Origin of the sequence: Thalassospira sp. HJ (assembly GCF_000948415.1) — a bacterium.
GTDB lineage: Bacteria > Pseudomonadota > Alphaproteobacteria > Rhodospirillales > Thalassospiraceae > Thalassospira.
The window spans coordinates 52363-71909 of record NZ_JYII01000002.1 but is presented as its reverse complement, the minus strand read 5'-3'; the positions used below and the strand labels follow the sequence as shown (position 1 = coordinate 71909).

Genomic DNA, 19547 nt, shown 5'->3' with positions numbered 1-19547 from the left:
ATGCCTCGTCTTATGCCTCGTCCTGATGCAGATCCGGTTCCAGATCGGGGGTATAGAGGCAATATTGGGCTTTTCCGGCCGCCTTGGCTTCATACATTGCCTTGTCGGCACGGCGGAGCTGTTCGCTCATATCACAGCTACCGCCATCAAAGACTGCCAAACCGATCGAAGCTGAAATACCGCAATCCTGTCCTTCCCAGACAAAAGGCTGGCTCATTTCGGCAATAATCGCATCAGCTGCCTCGCTCATTTCCTTCTCACCGCCCTTGTTCAGGAACAGCAGCGTAAACTCGTCCCCGCCAAGTCGCGCGACTTCCTCTGCCCGGCGCGCGGCACGTTTCAAACGCTTACCGGTTTCAATCAGAACCCAATCGCCCGCGGCATGGCCCTGTGTATCGTTAAGCTTTTTAAACCCGTCCAGATCAAGGATAAAGATCGCTGCCGGCGTATCAGTACCGCGCAGGACGTTTTCACACTGATCTAGCTTCTGCATGAAGCGCGCCCGGTTGGCGAGCCCGGTCAGCTCGTCATTATTGGCCTTGTTTTGCAATTCACGCGCGGCGTGCTTTTGCTTGGTGATGTCACTCGTCCACCACAGCACGCTCTCTTCGCCCTGAAACGATAGCGGCTCGATCGAGGTTTTAAGCCAGCGTGCCTCGGACATTTCCGGGCGGCGCAGACGGATTTCGACATCCTGCAACTCACCCAGCTCATCCATATCCTTGAGCGATTGCTCGCGATACCGCTCGGAAAGCAGGATCGAGTCCGAAGGCTCCTTCTCGTCCGCAAGACCGAGCATTTTGGCAAATGTGCTGTTAAAGAACCGGAATACACCATTTTCGCGGCTGGAAATCCCGACCCCGATCGGTGCACTTTCCAATAGTCCTGTCAGGCGCTCGGAGGCCTCCGCGACTTCTGCCTGCGCTTGCTTGAGGCTGGTGACATCGATCAGCGAGCCAATGGTCCCGGCAATCGCACCGCTAGGCCCGCGAAGCGTGGAGGCTGCAAACAAGGTGGTGCATTCATGGTCAGTCAGGGCAAAACTAATTTCATCGCGCACCTGCCCGTCGCTTTCAAGCAAAGGAGCTTCGAGTTCCCCGATGGTTTTCGCCAGTGACTTTGGCATAAAATCTGCCATCTGCTTGCCGATCGCGGCTTCGGTATCAAGATCGAAGAGTTCGGCAAAAGCACCATTACAGCGCGTCAGAACCCCTTCGCGGTTTTTCAGATAAACCGGGGTTGGCAGAACGTCAATCAGGTGCTGTATAAAGGTTTTATGGTCTGCCAGTGCCTTGGCCAGTTCCAGTGCCCGACCAGCATCGCGCAATACAAGCGCAAGCGTGCCTGACGGACCAACATCGCAATGCCAAAGAAACGGAGTCTTGCCCAGACGAAAACCAGGAAGTTCGGCAAACTTGCCCGACGAAATCGATGCAAGAGCGGTACGCACCGCCGTTACGGCGTCGCCCTCGGTAAATTCACCATTCTTAGCAAGATAGGCGAGAAGCTGTTTGACCTCGGTACCCGGCCGCAAGACCGACTTGGCATCGCCAAGCTGTTTTTCCGCTGCCGCATTGACATACACGACCTTCAGGTCGTTCGGATCAAGAAAAACAAGACTGTCGCGTGACAACGCCGCAGTTGCCACAACATCCGCACTGATTGACAAGACACCTGGCGCGCTGCAAAGCAGCGCCCTCCCTTTTATTCATGTTTTATGTGATGTCCCAGATCAGACCTTTTAAGACGGCCCTGTATATTTATATGCGTAACCCATTGCATATACTGAAGGATAAGTCATTATTTTTCTTATGGCTGGGACCATCAAAGCACGGTGCTTGTCAGGATTGGGCTATTTTTTGACCGGAAGATCGATATAGCCGCGATCAATGCAATGTTCGAGTTCCTTGGCCACCGCCAGCATTTCCTGGAAGCTCTCGCGAAGGTGTTTGAGCTTTGCCAATTCCTCGGCCGTCGGGTGATCCTCGTTGCGATCATCGCAGAGATGGAAGGCAAATTTCAGATATTCAGCCCGCAGGCGCGCGACCGTAATCATCAGGGGAACAGCGTTTTCCACCGACATATCCGGGATGGCCGGGCTGATGACTTCGTGATTGATCTCACGCAGGACATGTTCCATGCCCATCATGAAACGGCTTTTGCTGCGCGTTGGGTCCTGTGTCATGGCCGTAACTCCTGCACCATAGGTATCTGAATAATCGCTTCAGTATCCGCCTGGAAAGTAAAAACTCCTATAACAACTTACCACTCATAGTCGCATTTCTCATCCTGCTTCACGCCAATGTCACCGATCTCACCTTGCAGCCCCGCCCAAGGCGGGCTAGAGGTTAGGGTAACAACTCTTCACAGATGGGAATGCGATTATGGAAGCGCGTGTAAAATGGCTTGAAAACCTGACCTTTACCGGCACCAGCGGCACTGGCCACGGTGTTGTCATGGATGGTGACAAGGATAACGGTTTTGGTCCGAGCCCGATGGAAATGCTTCTGCTTGGTATCGGTGGCTGTTCGTCGATTGACGTTGTTCATATCCTGAAAAAAGGCCGCGAAAACGTCCTTGATGTTGAAACCGACGTCAAAGCCGAGCGCGCGGAAACCGATCCCAAGGTCTTCACCAAAATCCACCTGCACTTCAAGGTAAAGGGTGAAAACCTTAATGAAACCAAGGTCGGTCGTGCGGTCGAACTTTCGGCAGAAAAATACTGCTCCGCCTCGATCATGCTGTCAAAGGCCGCAGAAGTCACCCATAGCTGGGAACTGATCGAGTAACGATTTTCACCAGTTCAAACAGCCCCAAAAAGCGATCTGTTCACAGGTCGCTTTTTTGTTGCTCGCACCATGCCACCGCGCGCGTTAACATCCGTGCCAACACATTCAAAAGAAACGACACATCAGCGAAACTGAACGGAGCAAACATCATGGGCACGCCCCGCATCTTCAGAACAGGTCTGGCATCGCTTGCCCTGTGCAGCCTGCTAGCAACCGGCGCCTGCGCAAAGAATGACGCGGCTCTTGAACCATCGGGTGCTCCTATTATGGTACCGGCTGCCGGAATGTCCTTTGATGATTATGTCCAATCCACGCGCCAACAATTGCGCGACGTGCTTTCAAAAACGCGCTTTTCCGAGGAAGAAAAGCCGTTCGGCGAACACACCCTTGATCAGGTTGTCGACATGCGCGCGCCCTACGCACTTGGGCCGCTTGGCGCGGCATGCAACAGCGATGATAGCAGCTTACAGGGCAATGGCGTTGGCTTCCTGGTGGTTCATGGCCTGACGGACAGTCCCTATTGGCTGAGCGACATTCGCGATGATTTGCGGGGTCGCTTCCCTTGCGCGGTGTTCCATGGCGTCCTTCTTCCGGGCCATGGCACTGTCCCGGGTGATTTGCTTGATGTGGACTATGAAGACTGGCTTGAAACAGTTCGCTTCGGCATGAACAGCTTTGGTGATGAGGTTCAACACATCATTCCGATGGGCTTCTCTACCGGTGCGGCCCTGATCGGTCGGGTTTATAGCGAACAGCATAATAAGGACCGAACCAGCGCGCTTATCATGCTTTCGCCGGGGTTAGCTGCCAAAAGCGAACAGGCTTGGCTGACCCCCTATGTCCGCTATGTCAAAGACTGGGTCGGTCAGGGTGAAAACAGTGATCCGGGAAAATATGGCTCCATGGCGATGAATGCCGCGGCGGAGTTTTATCTGCTGACCAAGCCTTACGGCGACGGCAGCCTGCCCGACTTTGATGTACCCGTCTTCGGCGTTGTCAGCTCGGACGATCAGACGATCAATCCTGAGCTGGTCGGTGACTTCTTCTGTCACAAGGTCACAAGCGTTCAAAAGCACCTGATCTGGTATCAGGGTGAGATGCCCGCCCCCAATGGCACCGCATCCTGCGACGACATTGATATCGTGCGCTCTGAAAATCGTGAGCTGCGCACACTCAACCACGCCCACACAGCGATTACCATGAGCCCCGAGGACCCGTTTTACGGGCTGGAGGGTGCCGTTCCCGATTGCGGGCATTATGACGCGGGCGATGCGCTAACCCGGTGCCAAACCGGTACGGATGTTCTTTATGGCGAGCGCAATCTTTTTGATACTGCCCCTGACGGCAGCTTGCGCCGTGGGACATTCAATCCGGATTTCGCGGGTATGATGGATAAAATGACGGCCTTCATCACAACCGCACTCGCAAACGAGTAATCAGGACCTGAAAGCCATCCGATGACCTTTGCGATCAACACCCTCACAACACCGGACGGCATCAGCCTGCGCTATGGCGTGCAGACACCAGATCATACGCGACAGCATATTCTTATCCTGCAAGGGCGTGGGGAGTATATCGAGCGCTATCAGGAAACCGCAGACGAGCTTTCTGAACGTGGCTTTGGCTGCGTCACCTTTGATTTTCGCGGCCATGGCGGCTCATCGCGTGAAACCAGCGATCCAGTGATGGGATATATCCATGACGTTGCGCACTATATCGCCGATACGCGCCACGTTATCGACCATGTCTGCGATAATCACGGGATCACCTGCCCGATTGTGCTGACCCACTCGACCGGCGGTCTGGTGGCCATGGTGATGATGCTTGATCAACCGAATTTGTGGGAAAGTGCCGTAATGGTCGCCCCGTTCTTTGGTCTGGGCGGCCATGACTGGTTGTCGCTCGCGGCACAGTTCGTTGCTGACAGCATGTGCCGTTACGGCTTTGACAAGCAATACCTGCCTGGCCAAAGCAAACTCAGCCCGCTGACCAAATTTGTGCCCGATAACATCCTGACTTCGGACGTCGCCCGCCATGCCCGAAATGTCGCGATCCTGCAAAAGCATCCGAACCTTGTGGTCGGCGGTGTTTCTGCTGGTTGGCTGGATGCCTGTTTCAAGGCACAGGCATCGGTTTCAGACCGCATAGAGCAGATGAAATCGGGCGCATGGTCCCTACCCCCCATCACCATGGTTCTGGCCGGCAATGATCAGGTTGTTTCCAACCAGACCACCGAAGATCTGTTTGGCAATGTGCCCTCCATCACCATCACGGAAATCCCCGAAGCCCGTCATGAGATACTTCAAGAACGCGATCTCTATCGCAACAAGTTCTGGCAGGCTTTTGATGCGCATATCGCGCGCTGCAAGTCCACTTGACGCTTAAAGCTTAGACAAAAGCTTTGCTTTGGTGTCTTCGTCAACAAAGGCGGCTTCGATGGCCGTGCGGGTCAGCCCTGTCAACTCTTCCGGGCTAAAACCAAACAACTCTTCAGCGCGCTGATATTCGTCCGCCAGAGAGGTAAAGAAAAACGGCGGATCATCCGATCCAAGGGTCACCTTGACCCCGGCCTCGTAGAACTTGCGCAATGGATGGGATGCATAATCCCGGAACACTGAAAGCGCGATATTTGACCCCGGACAGACTTCCAGCACGATCTCACGCTTGGCCAATGTTTCAACCAGTTTCTGATCTTCGATGGACCGCACCCCATGACCGATCCGGGTTACAGGAAGTTTTTCAATCGCATCCCAGACGCTTTGCGGTCCTTCAACTTCGCCAGCATGGGTCGTACAGCCAAGGCCTGCGTCCCGGGCGATCTTGAAGGCCGGATAGAAATCTTCCTGCGTGAACATGCTTTCATTGCCGCCCATACCAAACCCGACAATATATGGGTGCCCGCAGGCAACCGTTTCACGCGCAACCTTGACCGCAATATCCGGCCCGACATGGCGCACACAGGTCATGATGATCCGGCCAATGATCCCGGTTTCCTTTTCGGCGCGATCAATTCCCGCGACCACGGCTTCAAGGTGATCGTCAAAGGACAAGCCGCAATTGGCCGCATGAGTTGGAGAACAGAAAATCTCGACATAAAGGGTTCCGACCTTTGCCTGCTCGATCAGATAGGTGGACGTCAGGTCGGCATAGTCCTGCTTGGTACGGATCGCCGCACTGGCCTTGTCAAAGCTGTTGAGGAATTCCGGAAAGTCATCCCAGAGATAGCGATCCTGATCATCATAGATGTCATCAGGCAGGGTCAGGCCATTACGCTTGGCAAAACGGCGCACAAGTGCAGGCGTCATCGCACCTTCAAGATGTAAATGCAGTTCGGCCTTGGGAATGGTGCTGGTCATCGCGGTGCTCCGGATTTCTCGGTATCGTTTTCCTTCTGATACCTTCTAACCCGAAGCACGCCTGAAGGTCACGCGGCAACCGCACGCCGCGATGATTTGACCGCCGCCCGCCATTGACGAATTTCCGGATCGTCGGCCAGCGCTGCCAACGGCCCGATATAGGGCTCAAACCGCTGCCATTTCTGAACAGAATCCCGATTGATAGGACGGCGCACCTGGATCATGCTGGCCGTCGCAGCAGCCTTGCCCGCGCGATAGAACTCCAGACATTCCGGCCGCCAATCCAGTCCGCAATGAGCCAGATAATCGCGTGCTACCGCTTCGGGATCAGATACCAGATCTTCGTATGACAAATCATAAATCTGTCCGTTCTGATCGGTTTCAAAACAGGCATTCATCAGATCGACATAGCCGCGATAATATTGTGCGAACTCTCCCAGATCGTCGGAATAGCGCATCGGCATGGCAAATGGCGTTGTGTAAATCGACAGACATGTCGCCAAAGGATGACGGTGTGTATGAATAATCGGCGCATCCGGGAAGACACGCCGGATCATCTCAATGCGCAGGAAGTTCGCCGGTGTTTTGTTGGTAACAAATCGCTTGTCCGGCGCATAGGCCTTCATTGCTTCCAGATACTGCTTGCGAATTTTGTCAGCCGCCTTGGTATCGATGCGTGCTGTCTGTTCTGAAATCTGCCCCGGCCCAACGACATCAGTAACAGCCTTCGAAAGATCACCAATCTCACCAGCAGCATGCACATCCGGGTGCGCGCCAAGAATACGTTCGGTAAGCGTGGTCCCAGATCGCGGCATGCCGACAACAAAGATGGGCTTTGGTCCTGCGGGATCATCTGCATCGGCTGACACCATGGTCGATTGTCGCGGAGCACTCACCAGATCACGCAGTTTTTGCAGCTCACCAAGTTCACGCTTGATGTCAAAGGGACGCCCCGAACGATCAGCAACGTGCCCTTTCTGATAATATTCAAAGGCCGCCTGCATATTACCTTTAACTTCCTCAATCTTGGCCAACGCAAATGCCGCCTTGTAGCGTTCTCCACTGTCTGCCCCGGCATTATTCACGATGCCGTCAAGTACCGTCTTCGCCCCGTCCGGCATGGCCTGTGGGCGCATAAAGGAAATGATCAGGTAAGGCTGCGCACTATAGTCCGGTTTGTTTTTGATAATTGCGAGGCTGTTTGAAACCGCATCCTCATCCCTGCCTGCAATCGCATAAGACGACGCCAAAAGCATTCGGACTGAAATGTCCCCTGGGGCACGCGCGAGTAATTCTTCGAGCACACTGGATGCCAACTGATATTCTTCCTGGTGAAGATAAATGCGTGCCAGAAGCTTTTGACTGTCCTCGAACTTCGTACTTTTTTCGGGAATATTGCGCAAAATCTGAACGGCTTCCGCCAAACGAGGCGCATGGCACAGTCCGGGACTTGAAACGATTTCACGCCGAAAAATGACGTCGGCGAGCATCGCTGACAACATATCGTTGTGCGGCGCCGCACGAAGGCGTTTACGGATTGAAGACTCTAATGATCCGTAGTCATTAAATGCTTCTGCGTATTGCAGAAAATTCTTTGTAACAGCCGGGAAATAACTGTCGCCAAAGGGCAAGGAAGCAAACAGCTTCTTCAGTCTTCTTGCCCCATTATCTGGCAAACCAGCCTGTAGCTCGCTGACAGCTGTCATGATCTGGAGGTCGGTTCGTTTTGGGTGCAGACGCACGAGCTGGGCGCCGAATTTGGCGGCCTGCCTAAACTGCGCGGCTGACATTGCCTGCTTCATTTCGAGCGCAATGTCTTTTTTTGGCTGCGTCATTCATCTGTCCCTGGATGCGTAAACTGTTTACTACGCCCCCTCCCCAAGCACAGACCGACTATAAGTCATTTAAATATTGCCGCACAGCACAAATATTGCGGAAATTGCGTATAATCACGTAAATGTGACCGATATGTAACAGGGGCCGGTTTCGTGAACCTATTCCGCAGAAAGTGAACGCCCTCGCTTGCCAGACAAAAAATTCGCAGACGCCAGAACAGCACCACCGACAATCAGGATACAGCCAACAATGATTGCAGACGTTGCAAGCGCCTTTCCGAAGGCAATCAGCAAACAGGTACTGAGAAGCGGCGCGCCATAGGCGGCAACCCCGAGGATTTGAATGTCACCGTGTTTGGTCCCGTGATCCCAGACAAAGAAGGCTGCTCCAACAGGCCCGAGCCCAAGGCCGAGGATGGCCAGCCATTGTATCGCGTCTGGCATCACCCAAGTTTCGAGCAAACCGTGTGTGACAAAGCCGAGCAACGACGCGCCTGCGCAAAAGCCGCACACCGCCCCCACCGGAACGTTGCGATAGCGTCGGTTAAGCACAGAATAGCCCGACCAGAGCAAAGAACAGATAACAGCCGCACCATAGCCCAACGTAAATGCCGGATCGAACGACAGGCTTTTCCCCCTGCTGACCAGAAGGACTGCACCAAACAATCCCAAAGCAGCCCCCACGAGATGCTGCCATTTAAGGCGTTCACCGGGCAGAAGTGCCGAGAACAACACAATCAGAAGCGGCCAGAGATAGGCTATCAGGCTCGCCTCAACCGCGGGCGCGTTTGCCAGTGCTACGAAATAGAAGAAGTGATAGCCAAACAGTCCACCAACCCCGAGCACCCAAGCGCCAAGTGGCTGACGCAAAGCGTGCACGACACTGCCACCGCGCAAAGTGATCCAGAGTGCACTAAAAATACTGGCAACGGCAAAGCACAGGCTCACCAGTTGAAAAGGCGGAATGGATGCCAGTTCGGTGGTAAACAAGGCAAGCAAGGCCCAAAGGACCACAGCAATCACTCCGATCAGCGTTGCCTTGCGTTTTTCATCAACCGTTTTCATGGAGCTATCCGTTCTTGCCATTTTACAAGAACGGAAGATGCACCCGTTCGGGCATCAGGTCTTTGCCCAAACTCCAGAAGTTCTCGACATGAACGAAACGGTATGAGTTGCGCGTTTGGCTTTAAAGAACGGCCGCATCCGGACGTATCGTCCTTGGCGCACAGCCAAAGCGACGTGAAAAGGCACGGGAAAATGCGCTTTGGTCGGCGAAGCCGACGGCGTTTGACAGATCAGACATCGAAAGATAGACCTCGGGATCGCGCAAAAGCGCCATGGCCATCTGCAGGCGTTGCTCGGTTAGCCAGCGCATCGGGCTTGTCCCGACATGCTTTTGAAAGGCAGCAAACAGGCTGCTTTCCGATTGCGCGGCAATGGTTGCGAGCTCGGTGATTGTGATCTCCTCGCCCAATCTGGCCTCGGCCCAGGCCATGGTGCGGACAAGGCGCGATGGCAGATCCGTCTTGCCATACGCAAGACCGCCGCTTGTCTGACGACTGCGCAGAAGCAGCGTTTTCAAACCATCCAGCATCCCTGCCCCGGCACTACTTTCGTGCGGATCGGCGGTCGCCAGACCACCCAAAAGACCGATCAACCCGCGCTGATGACCAAGGCCGACTTCAAGATAGGTCGCAGAACTGCCATGGCGATGCCAGAGCGCCTCAAGACCGGTGCGATGGGCCAGATCCGCATTGACATCAAGGACAAGGAAGCGGTTAAGCCCCTCCGCCCGATAGGCATGGGTTTTACCCGCCTCGACAAAGGCCAGTTGCCGACCGCAAACCTCACCACCGCGTCCTTCGACCTCCATCTCGAGTTTGCCGAGCTCGGAGATGATGATCTGATGGAAATCGCTGTGACTGTGGCTTTGCGCTTCGGCGCGGTATTGCCGCATGCTGTACTGCATTTGGTCCTCTGAGGGGCAAGTGGATTGGCCCAGAATAGCAGCGCACCGCCCTTTGACCAATCGTTTCGCGCTCTTCGATGTGTGAGCGAATTGGCAAGCCACACCGTATCAGAGTGAACAGGGCCGCTATCGCCTTGAATGATAAAACTTCTAGGCTGGATTTTTTATCTCCGCGCGGCACATGCTAGGCTGACGACACAACAACAAAGCGATTGGCCAAAGCCAGCAGCGCGACGGTCGGAATGGAGATCTTGAGGTGACCTATTGTGAAAAATGTGATTCGGTTCCCGAAATCGCACCCGCCAACGGCACGCTCTATCTCTGGCCGCCGGTCGCCCACACCACCGGAAAGATCCTTGCTGGTGCAAAATCCATCGGTGTTGAGGTTGAAAAATCGGCCTCTGTCGCGACTCTTTCCGTTCATTACAAACGTCCCGGCCTGCGCGCCTTGATCGACACCATCACAGCCCATCTTCTTCCCGAAGAACTTGCCGATACCAAGGCCCTGATCATGCCCGGCGAAAAGCGCCCGGAAATTGATGATATCGCACAAATCACGAGCCTTGGCGCAATTCGGGCTGCCATCGGCGCGGAATGGCTGGGCGACTTGTTGCGTGACAACCGGCTGAATTCTGTCTTCCAGCCGATTTTTGCCGTCGACGACCTTGGCAAACCTTTTGCCCATGAATGCCTTGTGCGCGGGGAAAGCGTGTCTGGCGAAGTCATCAATCCCGGTCAGTTGTTTGACGCGGCCCAATCGGCAACCCTTCTGTTTCAGCTGGATCGGGCGGCACGCGCAGCCAATGTCCGAAACGCCCACAAGGCCGGGATCAATGGCAACCTGTTCATCAACTTCACGCCCAGTTCGATCTACGATCCGGATTCCTGCCTGCGTTCGACCATCGATGTGGTCGAGGAATGCAATCTGGATCGCAGCAATGTGGTGTTTGAGGTCATTGAGACCGAAAAGGTCCGCAGCACCGCCCATCTGAGCGCCATTCTGGAAAGCTATCGCGCATCAGGGTTCAGGGTGGCACTTGATGATGTCGGATCGGGTTATTCAACCCTGAACCTGTTGCCGGAATTGCGCCCTGACATCATCAAGATCGACCGCGAACTGGTCGATCATGTTGATCATGACAAGTTCAAACAAGCCATCGTCAGTAAGCTGATCGCGCTAGCCAAGCAACTTGATATCGAAGTCGTCGCCGAGGGGATCGAGCGCGAGGAAGAACTTGAGTTCCTGCGCAATCATGACGTTGATTACGTGCAGGGCTTCCTGCTGGCCCTTCCCGCCCCGACACCGTTTACCGCCAAAGCGGGCTAACCAAGCCTGATCAGCCTAAACCCGGGCCATCTCGGACAATTCGCGACCGACCATCCGCTTGTAGCTTGCGACGATCTCGCGCCCTTCACTGCGCGGAACAGCGATGGCAAGCCGCATGGTCGATTCCCCGGAATACATAATCAAAAGACAGCGTGCGGCGATGGTTTTGAAATCACCGTCATTGCCGCGCACGCGCAAGATCGCCTTGGCCAGAAGGCTGGCATTGGCCCGGCTGACCTCCATTTCCATATCGCGCAGGGTCTTGTCGGCCTGCGTACCGGTCCAGATATCGCAAATAACGGGCTCGGCCAGAAACAGCTCGTAATAGGTGTCAATCAGCTTATCAAACGCTGCCAGCAGGGCATCCGCTGAGTTTACCTCCGCCAATGCTTCCTCGATGCAATGGACTGATTCGGCATTATAGCGATCAGCAAGCGCATGAATGATCGACGCCTTGTCGGGGAAATACTGATAGAGAGACCCGATGGAGACTCCCGCCTTTTCGGCGACTTCACCCATCCGTATCGCGTCGCTGCCGTGCGCTGAAATCAGCTCGCACGCGACTTTTAGGATGGTGTCGACCCGTTCACGGCTTCTTTTTTGGGTCGGCGCGCGGCGCATTTTTTTCACGTTATCAGTCAACGCGTTAGATCCTTTTTCCTCGAAACAACCCGGCATTACGAGCCCGGTTTCACAGGCTTGTGATGGGTCACAACTCTTGACGATCAAAATATGAGGATTTATCACATTTGGCAAATGTGAGGATTCCTCACATTTTGAAAACCCTTGTCAGGAGCCAATATGATGTTGACCAATCCCCGCTTTCTTGTGCTTGGCGCAACGGCCAAAACCGGCCGTCGCGTTGCTGAAAAACTGATCTCTTTGGGGCATGATGTGCGTGCGGTATCGCGCAGCACCACCCCCGCCTTTGACTGGACCGCCCCCAAAACATGGGATGATGTTTTGCGCGATCGCGATGCGGTCTATGTCACCTTCCAGCCCGATCTCGCCGTTCCGGGATCGGATGAAATCATTGCGAGCTTTGCCAAGCTTGCCCTGATGCACGGCGTAAAACGCATTGCGATGCTATCTGGCCGCGGTGAAGAAGCCGCCCATCAGGCAGAACATGCCCTGCATCTTTCCGGTGCGGATGCGACGGTACTGCGAGCCAACTGGTTCTTCCAGAATTTCAACGAAGACCTTTTCCTACCTTACATCCAGCAGGGCACGCTGGCCCTGCCGGCCGGGGATACGCCAGAGCCGTTTGTTGATGCCGATGATATCGCCGAATGTGCGGTTGCCTGCCTGTTTGATGATCGTCATATCGGCAAGACCTACGAGCTTTCCGGGCCGAATGCCGTGACCTTTGCCGAAGTCACCAAGATCATCTCGGACGTCACTAACCACCCGGTCAATTTCGTGCCCATCACCCTTGATGAGCTTGATCACGGACTGGCCGCCGATGGCATGCCCGATGAGGTGCGCGGACTAATCCGCTATCTGTTTTCCGAAGTGCTCGATGGCCGCAACAGCCAACCGACCAATGACGTGCATGAAATTCTGGGCCGTCAGCCTAACAGCCTCCGCTGCTTTGCCGAAGAAGCGGCAAGAACCGGCGTCTGGGATATTGCCAAACGGGCGTAATCTGAAACGCAAACGGCGCGCAGCATTTATTGCAGCGCGCCGTTTGGTTTACTTTTTGACGCGGGTCCGTGCGAGGCACCTCCCGCCTGATGATCAGGAAAACAGGGTTTTGTTTTCTTCGATGATCTGCGGCAGACGTTCCATGGTACCCGAAAGGTGCTGCCGCATTTCAGCACTGGCGGCATTTCCGTCACCCGACTGGATGGCATCAATGATCGCCTTGTGGCCTTCAAGGACGGAAACCATCTTACCGGCGCGCGGCAGATCAAGGGTCCGTACACGCGCCAGATGGCCGCTGCGGGCCGTGATCTGAAGATGCAAGTTTGACTGGCTCACACCATTAAACAGGGCAGCGTGGAACGTTTCATCAAGCTGCTTGAAAAGGTCGATCTGTTCGATATCGCCGACCAGCGCTTCCTGCATTTTGACAATGCCCTTGGCTTTCACCACCGCGGCAGACTCTTCTGCCTCTGCCAATTGACGCACCACTTCGCATTCGGCGGCAACGCGGAGGAAATGTTCCTCGCGGATGCGGGCAACATCAATCTTGGTCACCACCGTGCGCGACTGCGGATAGGAAACCACCAAGCCATCCTGTTCAAGGCGCAGGATAGCTTCGCGCACCGGTGACTGACTGACATTGAAGCTGTCGGCAAGTTCGGCCCGCACAAGCGTTGTTTCAGGCAAAAGCGACAGCGAGATGATCCGGTTGCGGACTTCTTCATACACCAGTGCCGATGCCGGAACATGCGCACTGGTTTTTGCCGCCCCGTCATACATCGCAAGCAATCCGCCCGTCGAACTATTCATCTTCATCTGTCTCCCCGGCATTTTGCATATGCCTGTCTTCGTCTGAAACTGTCATTACATCAATGTATTGGGCAACAACAATGTCAAACTTGGCACCGCTGCCATCAGAATGAAAAACAGCACCATGGCAATAAAGAACGGAATGGATGCCTTGGTATAGGACCCGGTTTTGACATCGAGAATGCCGCAGACCGTAAACATGATCACACCCACCGGCGGCGTCAGACCGCCAAAGTTGATCAGGGTGACAATCAGAATGCCCATATGCACCGGATCGTAGCCGGCATTGACCAGAACCGGCATGACAATCGGGGTCACAAGCAGGATGTTCGCCGCCCCCTCAAGGAACATGCCGCTCACCACCAACACACCGACCACAAGAATCAGGATCGCTGTTTTGTTTTCCGTCAGGGTGGTGACAAATTCCGTGATCTGCTGCGGGGCACGCTCAATCGTCATGGCATAGCCAAGAACGGCGGCCATAATGATCAGCAACATAACCATGCCAAGATCCGAGATCGAACCGAAAATGGCTTCTTTCAGCCGCGCAAAATCAAGCTCGCGATAGATAAACAAACCAACACCGAGCGCATAGAACACCAGAAACGCCCCGGCCTCGGTCGCGGTAAAGATGCCAAAGCGGAAGCCGACGATCAGAATGACCGGAAAGGCCAGCGCCCAGATGCTTTCAAAGAAACTCGCCGTCAGGTCCTTAGCCTTGGGCAGTTCCGGCAGATCTGGCGTATAGCCGTTTTTACGCGCGACAATCCATGACGTGATCATCAAAACAATGGTCAGGAAAATACCCGGCAGAACGCCCGCCAAAAACAGACGCCCGATCGACACTTCATTGACAAAGCCAAACAGGATCAGACCGATACTGGGCGGGATGGTTGCGGTAATCACCGACCCGAATGCCAGTACTGCTGCCGTATTGGCCTTGGAATAGCCCTTCTTGATCATGCTGGGACCAAGCAGGCGCGCCTCCATCGAGGCGTCAGCTACGGCCGATCCGGAAATACCGCCCATCATGAAGCTCAGCACGACGGAAACCTGTGCCAGCCCGCCGGCCATCCAGCCGGTCAGAAGGCTTGCGAATTTGACAAGGCGATGGGTAATGCCAGTCACATTCATCAGGTTACCGGCAAGAATAAAGAACGGCACCGCCAAAAGCGGGAAGCTTTGGGTGGCCGTGACCATTTTCTGGATCACAACCGTCGGCGGCATGGCACCGGTCATGACAAAGACCGGGATGGAGGCAAGCCCGAGCGCAAAAGCCACCGGCAAGCCACACACAAGAAATAGCGTAAAAAGCCCTGCAATCAGCAACAGCATCAGTTGACCTCCCTGTTGCGGATACGGCGGATCAGTTGGGAAACCATGGTGCGGATCATCAAAAGAATGCCGACCACCATGGAGGCATGGATATAGGACGCATTAATCTGTGCAGCCCCGACAAGACGCGGATGCATCAGGATCATGTTGGTCCAGGCGTAATTGAGCAGAAACACAAGGAAGCCGATAATCACCAGAATATTGATGATCTCGATCCAGGCGCAGACCTTGGCCGGGAAGATTTCACCCAAAATCTGAAGGCCGAAATGCCGGTCTTCCTGCATGGCAATGTCGGCTGCCAGCATGCACAGCCATGCAAAAATCAGCTGGGCCATTTCGACCGACCAGATAATCGGCGATCCCATGGCGCGCGCGACAGAGGCCACTGCGACAAGAATAACCACGCCGACAAGCAACATGCCCCCAAAGGCAAACTCAATCCGCTTGAGCATCAATTCAATTTCCGTTGTGAAGTTTGAAGTGCGTTGCCAGGCAATCCGGGCAACGCACATTCATAGGCAGGGAGACCTAGTTATGGCTTAGCGGCCAAGAACCTTGTTAACCACAGCAGCCTCGGCTTCGAGGTCAAGCATCTGATAAACCGGTGCAACCGCTTCCTTGAACGGTGCCAGATCAACTTCGCTGACGGTAACGCCGCTTGCCGCAACGTCTTCAAGCGCCTTTTCACCAAGCTCGATGGTCAGTTGCGATGCATAGCGACCATCTTCGACAGCCAGATCACGCACGATTTTCTGATTTTCCGGTGAAATCTCGTCCCATGCGTCGGCGCCAACCACAAGGGCGGTTACCAGCTGGATGTGGCCAGTTTTGGTGACATTCTTGATGACTTCATAAAGCTTGGCATTCCAGATCGCCGTCGGCTGTGCTTCGGCGGCATCGATCGTGCCAAGCTGAAGGGCGCTGTATACTTCGCCCCAGGCAATCGGGGTCGGCTCGGCACCCATGGCGCGGATGGTTTCAATCCAGACCGGAGCACCGATGGTGCGCATCCGAACGCCCGAAAGATCAGCCGGGCTCGAAACCGGCTTTTGCGTCAGGGCATGACGCGCGCCCTGATACCAGTTCGATGCAATCATCACGAGGCCGGATTTCTCGCGAAGCTCCTCACCCCAGGAAATATATTCGTCTGACAGGGCGAATTTATCGGCCTGCTCATAGGTATCAAACAGGAACGGTGCCGACATGATGGCAAGTGACGGCACAAAACTTGAAAGGCGGGCGACGTCGGTCACGGTGCCTACAGCCGCACCTGCGCGGGCCTGATCGATCATTTCGGTGGTATCGCCAAGCTGCGAGTTGTGGAACACCTCGATCACCACATCGCCATTGGTGGCCTTTTCCACATCCGCCTTGAACTTTTCAAGGCCCTGCCCCATCGGATCATTGGGTGCCAAAACGGTCCCGATCCGAAGTGTTGTTGCCGCTGTTGCCGGCATGGTTGCCGCCAGTGCCCCCGCCAGAACGGCGCATAGCCCGAACGTTTTCCCGAGTGATTTGATAGTGAGCTTCATTTGGATGTCCTCCCGATGGATTGGCTCTTGCCAAAATTGATATTTTAGTTTCTTTGAAATTCTAGATATCACCGATCAATCTTGTCAACGGATTTCTCACGCCTGTAAAATTTTTTATTATCAATAATTTAATCTGGATCTACTTGCTTGTGCGGCGCAACTTGTCATCAACCTGTACACGATTTCGACAGGGATGCTGTTCGCGAAACCTGTCACCAGAGGCACATCACGGCAGCCAAAAAGACAGGAGCACGGACATGCCAAAACTGTCCGATGACCACAAGGCAATCGGCAGCATGGTTTGAAATTCAGACAGGATTAGCTGGAAATATTGCGATACTTCGCAGGCGTCAGGCCGGTGAAGTGGCTGAACCGGGTTGTCAGGTGCGCCTGACTGGAAAAACCGGTCGCAATTGCAATTTCGGCAACCGGCGTATTGCCATCGCGCAGCATATGCATGGCCCGTTCGATCCGGCGGCGCAGAACGAATTTATGCGGCGCCTCGCCCACGGTTTTGCGGAACATCCGGGCAAAGTGATAGGCGGACAGATCAGCGACCTCTGCCAGTTCTTCGATGGTAAGCGGCTGATCCAAATTGGCGTCGACAAAGTCAAACACCCGGCGCTTGATCGCAGGTGACAGTCCGCCGCGAACCTTGAAGCCAAGATCGCGGCGCGTTGAATAGCTGCGCAACATATGGCCCATCAAAAGCTGCCCGGCATTGGACATTGCCATGCGATCGGCCGGTACATTCCAATCAAGGGGCAGCATCGCCTGACGCACAGTTTGTTCGATCAGCGGATCAAGAAAGAAGGTCTTTTCCGGAACTTCGACGGCATTGGGCTCAATATCAAATGCCTCGACCACGGCGCGTTCCCACGATGTATGCGGGATATAAAGGTGAAACAACTCCACCTCGCCATGAACGACCCAGTCCGATGTCAGATAGGCCGGCATCAAACAACACCGACCGGGGCCACCGCCACTCATCGGGTCGGCACCGATCTTGCGCTGAATACCCGTACCACCATTCACATAGAGACTGATGGTATGATGGTCGGGATCAGTATAGCGCGTCAGGACATCGGCATTGCGCCGCCAGTGTGCGACCGAAATGCTTTCGCCGAAATCACCCGCGCGCAACAGGTTTGCATCCCCAATCAACTGATTGAAGACTTCAAACTTCTGATAGCGCCCGTTGGGCTGAAAGGCTGACCCGGTCTCTGCCATTTCCTGTTCCTGACATTAAGTGCTCATCATCGCACCGCGATCGCCTTTTGCAAAGCAACGCGAATGCAAAGCTGCCCTGTTTTGCGCAATAATGTGAAAATCCCGTCGCCCGGTCAGACACTTATCGCCCGAAATAATCCTGCCAAATCCGTGTTCGGTCCGCATCGCGCGCTTCATAAGCAGCGAGGGCATGGTCGAGGTCATCAAATTCCGGAAATTCCTTGCCTTCAGCCAATGCAGTCAGGCGCATTGTGTACCAAGCAGTAATCCCACCTGCCGGTGCGCTTTCGAACCGCGGAAACACCGGATCCTTGGGGTCCGACAATTGCCAGATATTTGGCAATGCGGGTTCAATCACAAGCGCCCGGGCCAAACCGACAATATCAATGGCACCACTTGCCACCGCATCTTCTGCCTGTGCGTAGGTTTTAAAGCCCCCGGTCAGCATCAATGGCTTGGACGTATGCTTGCGGGCCTTTCTAACGAATTCAAGAAAATATGGACCACCGCCAGTCCCGTCAGATGCCGCCTTGGCGCCGGGGAAATAGGTCCCGCCGCTGATATCGATCAGATCAATGGAGCTGCTATCAAGTGCGGCGACAACGGCAAGCGCGTCATCCTGGCTCAAACCACCTTCAAGCTGGTCGGTGGCATTCAGCTTGATCGCGACAACAAATTCCGGCCCAACAGCAGCGCGCACAGCATCCACCGTTTCAAGCAGCAAGCGCATACGATTGGCGATCGCGCCGCCATACTCATCACGGCGCTTGTTAAAAAGCGGCGAGAGAAACTGGCTTAACAGAAAGCCGTGCGCAGCATGAATCTGCACCCCGCCAAACCCGGCTCGTTTCGCAAGTTCGGCGGTCTTTGCAAAACGTTTGGGGATGTCATGGATTTCATCAACTGTCAGGGCTGCACATGTCAGGCCCGACAGATCAAGGGCGCTTGGTCCTTTTGGCGTGCTGGTCGGAGCGTAGGCGAGCGCCCCGGCATGACCAAGCTGCGGCCAAAAACTGCTGCCATTTACCGATCCTTCCCGGGCAAGGGCACGAAACCTTTCCAGATCGGCCGCCGTATCAAGCACAAGATTGCCGGGCTTTTCCGCATATCCCGGATGCCCCTGCACTTCGCCGATAATTGAAACCGCAACGCCACCCTCGGCCCATTGGCGATAAAGCCGATTTTGCGCCCTCGTCGGGTGGCCGGTGCCATCCCCAAGAGAGTCCGACATCGCCGATTTGGCAATCCGGTTCTTGAGGATGACACCGCTTGGCAGTTCAAGTGGCCTGAACAACGGATTTTCAATAGTCATTGATCATTCCGCCGCGGCTGTGTGTGAACAGAACCCATCAGTGATGCTTGCGCGACGGCGATGGCCAATTCAGGACCGGCCCTGACAACACATCGGCTGTGTCGGCAAACGTCCCGATTTGCTTCTGGCGGTTTTCATAAAGCTCTGCCGCTGTCAGATGCGATGCGGTTTGGGCAACCGGGGCATCGTTGGCAGATTTCGCCTCAATGGCCTTCTGGATTGACCGTTCATGTTGCCAGGCTTCCAGGGCGGCACGCAGATGACCAACAAGGCCCAGCGGGGCAGTCTCGAATGATGTGATCGCTTTCATGATGAGAAACTCCAATCTGTGTTTTTCCCAGATTGAGGATTCCTCATTGATTAATCAAACGAGAAGATTTAACTTTACCTATCAGAAAAACTCACAGA

Annotated in this window: 19 protein-coding genes; 5 read left to right on the top strand and 14 right to left on the bottom strand. The window is 54.7% G+C overall.

The genetic code is table 11. The features are described from left to right. Positions 1-10: 10 nt before the first annotated feature. Positions 11-1669, bottom strand: coding sequence for a diguanylate cyclase domain-containing protein (locus UF64_RS00440; RefSeq protein WP_235284913.1), 1659 nt, complete (start codon positions 1667-1669; stop codon positions 11-13). 183 nt (positions 1670-1852) lie between these two features. Then, a complete protein-coding gene (locus tag UF64_RS00435; RefSeq protein WP_044826647.1) occupies positions 1853-2185 on the bottom strand; it encodes a hypothetical protein in 333 nt (110 codons plus the stop codon). A gap of 199 nt (positions 2186-2384) precedes the next feature. On the opposite strand from UF64_RS00435, the gene UF64_RS00430 reads away from it, so the two are divergent. From UF64_RS00430 to UF64_RS00420, 3 genes are all read left to right on the top strand, one after another. Further along, positions 2385-2789 (top strand): OsmC family protein, encoded by a 405-nt coding sequence (locus UF64_RS00430; protein ID WP_044826646.1) that lies wholly within the window; start codon positions 2385-2387, stop codon positions 2787-2789. Between the two features lie 149 nt (positions 2790-2938). Continuing rightward, entirely contained in the window at positions 2939-4225 is a 1287-nt protein-coding gene (locus UF64_RS00425; RefSeq protein WP_044826645.1) for a carboxylesterase, read from the top strand. A gap of 21 nt (positions 4226-4246) precedes the next feature. Then, positions 4247-5167: an alpha/beta fold hydrolase gene (locus UF64_RS00420; RefSeq protein ID WP_044826644.1), complete on the top strand. Its 921-nt coding sequence runs from the start codon at positions 4247-4249 to the stop codon at positions 5165-5167. A 3-nt stretch (positions 5168-5170) separates the two neighbouring features. Here UF64_RS00420 and UF64_RS00415 read toward each other — a convergent pair whose 3' ends face one another. From UF64_RS00415 to UF64_RS00400, 4 genes are all read right to left on the bottom strand, one after another. Next, positions 5171-6145 (bottom strand): adenosine deaminase, encoded by a 975-nt coding sequence (locus tag UF64_RS00415; protein WP_044826643.1) that lies wholly within the window; start codon positions 6143-6145, stop codon positions 5171-5173. Between the two features lie 68 nt (positions 6146-6213). Next, the gene (locus UF64_RS00410; RefSeq protein ID WP_235284912.1) at positions 6214-7635 is read right to left on the bottom strand and encodes a sulfotransferase; all 1422 of its coding nucleotides are present in this window, start codon (positions 7633-7635) and stop codon (positions 6214-6216) included. A gap of 504 nt (positions 7636-8139) precedes the next feature. Further along, the gene (locus tag UF64_RS00405) at positions 8140-9045 is read right to left on the bottom strand and encodes a DMT family transporter (RefSeq protein ID WP_044826641.1); all 906 of its coding nucleotides are present in this window, start codon (positions 9043-9045) and stop codon (positions 8140-8142) included. A 121-nt stretch (positions 9046-9166) separates the two neighbouring features. Further along, the gene (locus UF64_RS00400) at positions 9167-9949 is read right to left on the bottom strand and encodes an AraC family transcriptional regulator (RefSeq protein ID WP_082049377.1); all 783 of its coding nucleotides are present in this window, start codon (positions 9947-9949) and stop codon (positions 9167-9169) included. Positions 9950-10205: 256 nt separating this feature from the next. Between UF64_RS00400 and UF64_RS00395 the strand changes: the two genes are divergently transcribed. Further along, entirely contained in the window at positions 10206-11276 is a 1071-nt protein-coding gene (locus UF64_RS00395) for an EAL domain-containing protein (protein WP_044826639.1), read from the top strand. Between the two features lie 15 nt (positions 11277-11291). Here UF64_RS00395 and UF64_RS00390 read toward each other — a convergent pair whose 3' ends face one another. Next, positions 11292-11918 carry a TetR/AcrR family transcriptional regulator gene (locus UF64_RS00390; protein ID WP_152630568.1) on the bottom strand — a complete coding sequence of 209 codons (627 nt, stop codon included), beginning with the start codon at positions 11916-11918 and terminating at the stop codon, positions 11292-11294. 162 nt (positions 11919-12080) lie between these two features. Here UF64_RS00390 and UF64_RS00385 point away from each other — a divergent pair, with 162 nt between their 5' ends. Next, the gene (locus UF64_RS00385) at positions 12081-12920 is read left to right on the top strand and encodes an NAD(P)H-binding protein (RefSeq protein ID WP_044826694.1); all 840 of its coding nucleotides are present in this window, start codon (positions 12081-12083) and stop codon (positions 12918-12920) included. Between the two features lie 93 nt (positions 12921-13013). On the opposite strand, the gene UF64_RS00380 is transcribed toward UF64_RS00385, so the two are convergent. From UF64_RS00380 to UF64_RS00350, 7 genes are all read right to left on the bottom strand, one after another. Continuing rightward, complete coding sequence (locus UF64_RS00380) at positions 13014-13730, bottom strand: GntR family transcriptional regulator (protein WP_044826693.1); 717 nt, start codon at positions 13728-13730, stop codon at positions 13014-13016. A 54-nt stretch (positions 13731-13784) separates the two neighbouring features. Continuing rightward, on the bottom strand, positions 13785-15065 hold the full coding sequence (locus tag UF64_RS00375) for a TRAP transporter large permease (protein WP_082049372.1): 1281 nt from the start codon (positions 15063-15065) through the stop codon (positions 13785-13787). Continuing rightward, positions 15065-15517: a TRAP transporter small permease gene (locus UF64_RS00370; RefSeq protein ID WP_044826691.1), complete on the bottom strand. Its 453-nt coding sequence runs from the start codon at positions 15515-15517 to the stop codon at positions 15065-15067. The genes UF64_RS00375 and UF64_RS00370 overlap by 1 nt, the downstream gene beginning before the upstream one ends. A gap of 87 nt (positions 15518-15604) precedes the next feature. Continuing rightward, positions 15605-16597, bottom strand: coding sequence for a C4-dicarboxylate TRAP transporter substrate-binding protein (locus tag UF64_RS00365; protein ID WP_044826638.1), 993 nt, complete (start codon positions 16595-16597; stop codon positions 15605-15607). A gap of 318 nt (positions 16598-16915) precedes the next feature. Continuing rightward, a complete protein-coding gene (locus UF64_RS00360) occupies positions 16916-17827 on the bottom strand; it encodes an AraC family transcriptional regulator (RefSeq protein ID WP_052657389.1) in 912 nt (303 codons plus the stop codon). A gap of 121 nt (positions 17828-17948) precedes the next feature. Beyond that, positions 17949-19139 (bottom strand): NADH:flavin oxidoreductase/NADH oxidase family protein, encoded by a 1191-nt coding sequence (locus UF64_RS00355; RefSeq protein ID WP_044826637.1) that lies wholly within the window; start codon positions 19137-19139, stop codon positions 17949-17951. 37 nt (positions 19140-19176) lie between these two features. Continuing rightward, the gene (locus tag UF64_RS00350) at positions 19177-19449 is read right to left on the bottom strand and encodes a hypothetical protein (protein WP_044826636.1); all 273 of its coding nucleotides are present in this window, start codon (positions 19447-19449) and stop codon (positions 19177-19179) included. Positions 19450-19547 lie beyond the last annotated feature (98 nt).